Here is a 6,259-nt window from a genome sequence, read left to right as displayed (position 1 = left end):
AAGTGTTGCCCTGGGCAACACCCCTGCTGCTCAGTTCATGGTCATCGCTGTGACAGGTTGTTGTTCCCTCGCCGCCTGTGCCTGCAACACATCCCGCAACCGATACCACTCGGCTTTCTTGACCTCAATCTGCGCCGTGAAACTGTCCCATGCGTCGGAACCTTCCTGCTGGGCTTTCTGCAACCCCTGCAAGGTTTTGACCTCATTGCTGAGGTTGGTCAGGTGGACAAGGGTAATTCCGGCTGTTTCAGACTCTACTGACCGGTTTGGCTGTTGGTTGGCTGGTGAAGGATGCGTAATAACGGGCGTAACAGGGTTCAATTCACCCCGCAGGGCTTTTTGACATAACGTGCGGGTGTAGGGAAAAATGCCATAGATCAGCGGCTTGCCACCCGCCGCAATGGATTCCAGCTTGGCTGACAAGGCAGACAGTACAGGCAGTTGGAGAGCGGCAGGGACTGTACCTAGTTGCAACCTGACCAGCTCCCGGTCATTGGCCGCCAATCCGCGCACGGCAGGTGGCCACGCATCAACTACCAGTACCACCGGTACAGTTTCTGTACTCACCCCTACCTCCGAACTACCTACAGAGGTAGTAGTAGTTTTATTTATATACTTACTACTACTATTACTACGCAGTACAGAAACTGTACTCACCCCGGTACAGTTTCTGTACTCACCCCCTACCGGTTCGCCAAGTACAGTTTCTGTACCTGGGTTCTGACAGTCTCCAGTAACTAAGTACAGTTCCTGTACCTGGCTTTTCGGGACTGCACCCGAAGCGGTGAACAGGGCAGACCGGGCAGTACCTAGCGTAAAGAACCGCCCTGCCACTTTGCCAGACCTCAACCCACTGATAGCCAGCATCGCCTCAGTGCGCCGTTCCATGGGTGGGCGTAGCTGGGTAATATCCTCCCCTGCCTGCACCTGATCCTGCATGTCTTGCAATATCTGGTTGGCGAGCGCAATCGCCCGAGGATGTGGGGTATGCTTCCCTTCGGCAGTTGCAGCCAGCCATGTCAGGTAATGGTCATCCAGCCCCAGGGTTTCCACCAACTGCAAGGGTTCATCATGCAAGGCATAAATATTGCCCCTCACCCTGCCCCTGGCATCCCGCAGCCGTGACTTGCAGACCGTAAGCCAACGGCAGGCTCGCAGTATGGATATACTGCGGGCAACGGTAGCCTTGGAACCGATGTTGCAACGCAGCATCAATTCCTCATAGGAGGGAAAGGCGGTGATTGCATCACCGTCTGACGCATGGAGCTTGATCGCTGCCCAGACATTGCGGTCTACCGGCTCCAGTATCGGGTCTTCAAACAACAGGCGCGGAAAAACCAGTTGTGGGTTGCCCAGGAACAGTAGACCTTCCGTAACCTTGGCATCCCTGCCCAGCAAGGCTGCACCGCTACGGTCAATCATCTGTTGCAGGTAGGCATGGGTGGCTACCATCCAGGTCTTCCCCCCATCGCCCGGATCTCCCGCAAGCGTTGCAGGGCAGCATCCCCTTCAAACTCCCGTCGCTTTTTACCCTTCTTTTCCTTGTCACGCTTGACGTGCGTCCAGTCCTGCACACAATCCCATAGGGTCTTCAGTGGATAACCGCTCACCTGATGCAGTGCCAGCAGACAGTCCACTGCCGCAGATTTCCCTGCATCCACCCATTGATGGTACAACCGGGTCATCTGGTCATCATTCAGGGTGGGCAGTTTTGGCTTTTGCCAGTCATCGCCCAAGGCTTTCCGTGCTTGCCGGTGTTCATGCTCATTCACGTTTAGCAGGCTCTTGAGCATGGGCAGGGACGCGCCACCACGTACCATGTCCTGGATCAGTTGCTGCCGGGCGGATGCATCATTCAAGGCTTTGCCTGTTGCCCGGATAACCCGATCCAACACGACATCCGTTATGCCCAACGCCTGACAGTACCCAAGGTGATCCCGTGCAGACTCTGCCAAAGATGCTTGCAGGTACTGGTATACGCTGTCACGCCAAGAGGCTGGCAGTTCATCCAGACGTTGCCGCTGGGCATCATTCAAGACATCTGCTGCCAGCTTATCCAAATCAACATCCATGAGTTCAAATGTCATTGGTCTTTACCTCCCAGGCACTGGCATTGCCTGTTTTCCCTGCATGACGGCTGATCAGCTCGTGGATACTGCGGACATTGCGGATAAGCTCAAAGACCCACTCAAGGCGTGTATCTGGCAATCTGAGCCACCAGTGATATAAAAGGTGTTCCGGTAAATAGATGTTGTGATATTGGGCAGCCGCCGACATCCCGTTTTCTTCTTGGATAAACAACAGGCTCTCAGGTGGGGCAAGGCTTACCAACAGGTCTGGTGGACAACTCCAGCCAGGCTGGCTATCTGGATGGGGTCTGCCAGCCAAAGCCAGCGATAGGCTGTCATCGTGCAACGTGCCGCTGATACTAACCAAAAGCCACCAGAGGGTGGCTGTATGTATCAGGGTCTTATGAGCATCAAGTCTTTCCTCGGTATTATCACCATTGGCTTTAATAAAGAGTTTTTCCAGATAATCACGGTTGAAGACATCAAGCACCAAAAACCCATACCCAACGCCAATCCGGGCAAGGGATGCCCGCCCATTGGGCACATAATCCGCCAGTTTGGCTGCCAACTCGTAATTACGCGCCCGCAAGGTATCCAGTTGCGCCAACCAGCGCCCACTGCCGTCAATCACGACCTCACGGACATCCTGTTGATTGCCCGCCAGTGGTAGCACATCAACAGGATGTCCACCCTCCCAGCCATATCGACTATCGTCCTCCAGGAGAGAGCTACCCACATCAGTCGTGGAACTTACTTCCAGACCAACAGGGCTGGGTGCAGCGACTGGGTTAGCCAATGGCATCGGTGAATTTGTTGTTTCAGGTGGTACAGGCAAGGCTGGAGTTGACACCACAGACGGCTCCATTGGGATAGGCTCAGCTTCGGTAGGTGGCGTTACCAAGCCTTTGCCTTCCATCGCCGCCCTAAAACTGGCTGTCACTGCTTGTGCATCCAAACCCTTCGGCATTGCCCCCAATAAACCTTCCAGCACCAGTGCTTCAGCGGTTTCGTACTTCCACTGCTCGCCATCACTGCGCTTTAGTGCCGGAAAAAATATTGTGCTGCAAAATAGTTGTTTGTCGGCATCAGGATTACCGTTCTGCCGCCACACGGCAAAAGCTGATTTTTCTAGCCTGCTTAGGCGTTCAACCTGATGTTTCCCCATTCCTGCCCTTAACGCCACTGACAAGGCAGTATTCAGCCTAGCCGCATCCTCCATCCTTGATAGATGCCCAGCACTCTTCGGCAAGCCACGTTTTTGCAGTTCAGCCTCAAGGCCACGTAGGGATAATGCTCCCCCCAACTCATCCTCCAGCCGCTTCCTGATTACCTGCATCCCCAGTGCCTGGTCAATAAACGTCATTGAACCACGGTTTATGTTTTCACTCATGTGGGAAATCAATGCATCGGTTTCAGAGACATACGGATGATATTCACAACGCACCTTAAAAAAACGGGGGTCGCGGGTTTCTTCCCACAATTCTTTCAATGCCCGTAAACGGGTATTACCTCCCTTGTAGATAAAGTATTGGTCTGGCTCATCTTCAGGACGCCTGCTAATAATCAATGGATTGTTCAACCCAACAGCTTGGATGGATGCCTTTATTTCATCATACGCTTCATTGGGTGAGTGGCGGGGATTTCCTCCAAAAAAGTTAATATGATCCACATCCACAACGATTGCGCGTTTATCAAATTTTTTATCTTCCATCGTTATTTCCGCAGGTTTTCCCGGATCAACAATCAAACCCCTTACCGTTTTTTTATTAAGCTGCACAGTATCATCCTCCCTTCGTTGTTATTGTTTCATCTCAATATTACCTAGCATTTTCATAATGGGAGGTTTATAGCCTTCAATAGAAATTCCTAATATTGCTAAAGCATTGATATTGACTGGTTGTTCTTGTTCCATCAGAGCGACCTCACCGTTCTCCGGGTCACATCTAGGGAAGAGGCAGAAACCCCCACGCGATTAGCCAATGCCGCCAGATTTTGGCTATCCAATTCATTAAGCCACACCAATACTTTAAAACGGTCTTCACCCGCCAAACGTCGGCGTTTGGCGTCGGCATAATCCTTCCCGCAGCTCACCTCCAGCACTGCACAAGCCTGTTCTGCGAGCCAATCCAGCGTTTTTGTCTTTTGCTTTTTAGTCATGGCTTACCCCATCCTTTTCCTCAGCTTCTTCTGCTTTGGGTAATAATCCAAGCTCGGCGATAACTGCCATCAGTGACCGGTTTGCCATGGGGTGCTTTTTCAAGGTATGGATAGCTACGCCCAATGATGCGGCTTCCCTCCATGCCACAGAGGCATAAATTTTGGCATCCAACAGGGTCATGTCCACCTGATATTTGCCCGCCATAATGGATATGGCTTCTGTTAGCAGTTCCGTATTCAAGGCAGCATCCCTAGTGTGATCTGCCCGGTAGATCAGTCCATATAGCGGGGCAATGCTATAACTGCTGAATCGGGATGATGGGCGGTTACTGGCGATCATCCCGAGGGTTGCGTCCAGAAACTCCCGTGCTGAGAGTGCTTCAACCGGGATAGGCGATAACAGAATATCTGCCGCAATAATGGCTGCATCCTGTACGGGGCCTTTTGCACCTTGGGTATCCACCAGAATGAAATCGTATTGGGGTGACAGGTCGTTCAGAGACTCTTTCAAATTCAGCCGAAAATCTGACTTTGCCAACTCAATAGGCAATCGTGAATCGGTGTCATCCGAACGGATCAGATCACAACCACTATTAGTTTGGCTGATTGTATTGATTATATTTTTATCTAATAGTAGGCTGACCAGCCCTGCTGGGGCGCTATAGGTATGCTCAAAATATCGGGTTAGGGATGGTTGCATATCCGCATCCACCAGCAACACCCGTTTGCCAAGACTGGCGAGAAAGCCGCCAAGGTTTGCCGTCAGCGTGGTTTTTCCCACTCCGCCCTTGGTCGAGCATATAGTGATAATTTTTGACATGAAACCTCCAACTTTATCGGAGGATCAATAAAACCTTTTTATATCAATAATTTACAAGATGAAGCACTAGACTTTTAATCAGGTGGTCGTGCGTTCGAGTCGCACATGTCCCACCATACAAATGAAAGGGTTACATTCATACGGATGTAGCCCTTTTTTGTTTTAGCCACTTTTTTTGCTTGCTAGCATTGCTCAGGATTGGACTCACCACAAAGCCGGGAACATGCCCGGCTTTTATCCCATAACCACACAGAGAGTCGGTATTAAGCTACACTTATTTGTAACAAATTGTAACAAACCACTGACAAGCGGTTATTGTTTGACCCACCCACCTGTTGAACCAGCAACCAGTAGCGCATTTATTTGATGTAGTTCGGGCTGATGATCATCAAATCATCGCGGATCGCACGGGCAAAGAAGGCTTTCTGCATGGTGATTCTTGTCTATGTCTTGCTGCCAGTTGCTTTGTGCGCCCAATTCGGCAACACGTAGGGCTGTCTTTATTGCACCGCACAAAATCAGGTAACATACTGAACCATCAACAACGGACATGATGGTCAAAGGTAGAACATGATTTCGGCAAAAACAGCCCTTGAGCGTCTCAAAGCAGGCAATGAGCGTTTCGTGACGGATCAATGCCTAGGCAATAACACCCACCGTCAACGCAGAAGCGAAACTGTCAGCAAGCAGGAGCCGGTTGCCATCATCCTGGGCTGTTCCGATTCGCGCGTACCGGCGGAGATTGTGTTTGACCAAGGGTTAGGCGATTTATTTGTCATTCGGGTGGCGGGCAACGTGGTTGCGCCTTCACAGGTTGGCAGCATCGAATTTGCGGTGGAACGCTTTGGTACAGAACTGGTGGTAGTCTTGGGGCATTCCTGTTGCGGTGCGGTTGCCGCCACGCTGGGCGAGCTGCAAAACCCCAGCACACACCGCTCCCCAGCATTGCATTCCATCGTTGACCGCATACGCCCATCCGTCGAAACACTACTGGAAACCAGACTGCGTGATGATCCCGATGAATTGCTGCATTTCGCCATCCGCGCCAATATCCGTTCTGCGGTCAACCAGTTGCAACGTGGTTCACACATCCTCGAACGTCTGGTCAATAGTGGCAAACTGGTGGTTGTCGGTGCATCTTACTCGCTGGAAACCGGTTGCGTTGAGTTTTTAGACACAATCTAGACCCTAAGGGCGTAGCTAACACCATCAC

6 protein-coding genes are annotated in these 6,259 nt (G+C 51.4%); 1 reads left to right on the top strand and 5 read right to left on the bottom strand.

Annotation, left to right across the window (positions count from 1 at the left end; genetic code table 11):
* Positions 1-30 precede the first annotated feature (30 nt).
* The 5 genes from B2U47_RS15560 to B2U47_RS15540 all read right to left on the bottom strand — a co-directional run bounded on the left by B2U47_RS15560 (position 31) and on the right by B2U47_RS15540 (position 5,046).
* A complete protein-coding gene (locus B2U47_RS15560) occupies positions 31-1,452 on the bottom strand; it encodes an STY4528 family pathogenicity island replication protein (RefSeq protein ID WP_296680552.1) in 1,422 nt (473 codons plus the stop codon).
* Positions 1,446-2,087: an STY4526/YPO1902 family pathogenicity island replication protein gene (locus B2U47_RS15555; RefSeq protein ID WP_296680549.1), complete on the bottom strand. Its 642-nt coding sequence runs from the start codon at positions 2,085-2,087 to the stop codon at positions 1,446-1,448. Before B2U47_RS15555 ends, B2U47_RS15560 begins: the two co-directional genes overlap by 7 nt.
* Positions 2,077-3,780, bottom strand: coding sequence for a ParB family protein (locus B2U47_RS15550; protein WP_296680547.1), 1,704 nt, complete (start codon positions 3,778-3,780; stop codon positions 2,077-2,079). Before B2U47_RS15550 ends, B2U47_RS15555 begins: the two co-directional genes overlap by 11 nt.
* A gap of 200 nt (positions 3,781-3,980) precedes the next feature.
* Positions 3,981-4,226 carry a hypothetical protein gene (locus B2U47_RS15545; protein ID WP_296680545.1) on the bottom strand — a complete coding sequence of 82 codons (246 nt, stop codon included), beginning with the start codon at positions 4,224-4,226 and terminating at the stop codon, positions 3,981-3,983.
* Positions 4,219-5,046 carry a ParA family protein gene (locus tag B2U47_RS15540; RefSeq protein ID WP_296680542.1) on the bottom strand — a complete coding sequence of 276 codons (828 nt, stop codon included), beginning with the start codon at positions 5,044-5,046 and terminating at the stop codon, positions 4,219-4,221. The genes B2U47_RS15545 and B2U47_RS15540 overlap by 8 nt, the downstream gene beginning before the upstream one ends.
* Positions 5,047-5,616: 570 nt before the next feature.
* Between B2U47_RS15540 and B2U47_RS15535 the strand changes: the two genes are divergently transcribed.
* Positions 5,617-6,231: a carbonic anhydrase gene (locus tag B2U47_RS15535; RefSeq protein WP_296680540.1), complete on the top strand. Its 615-nt coding sequence runs from the start codon at positions 5,617-5,619 to the stop codon at positions 6,229-6,231.
* Positions 6,232-6,259 lie beyond the last annotated feature (28 nt).

Source organism: Thiothrix sp. UBA5583, assembly GCA_002425225.1.
GTDB classification, from domain to species: domain Bacteria; phylum Pseudomonadota; class Gammaproteobacteria; order Thiotrichales; family Thiotrichaceae; genus Thiothrix; species Thiothrix moscowensis.
This window is presented reverse-complemented; position numbering and strand designations above follow the sequence as displayed.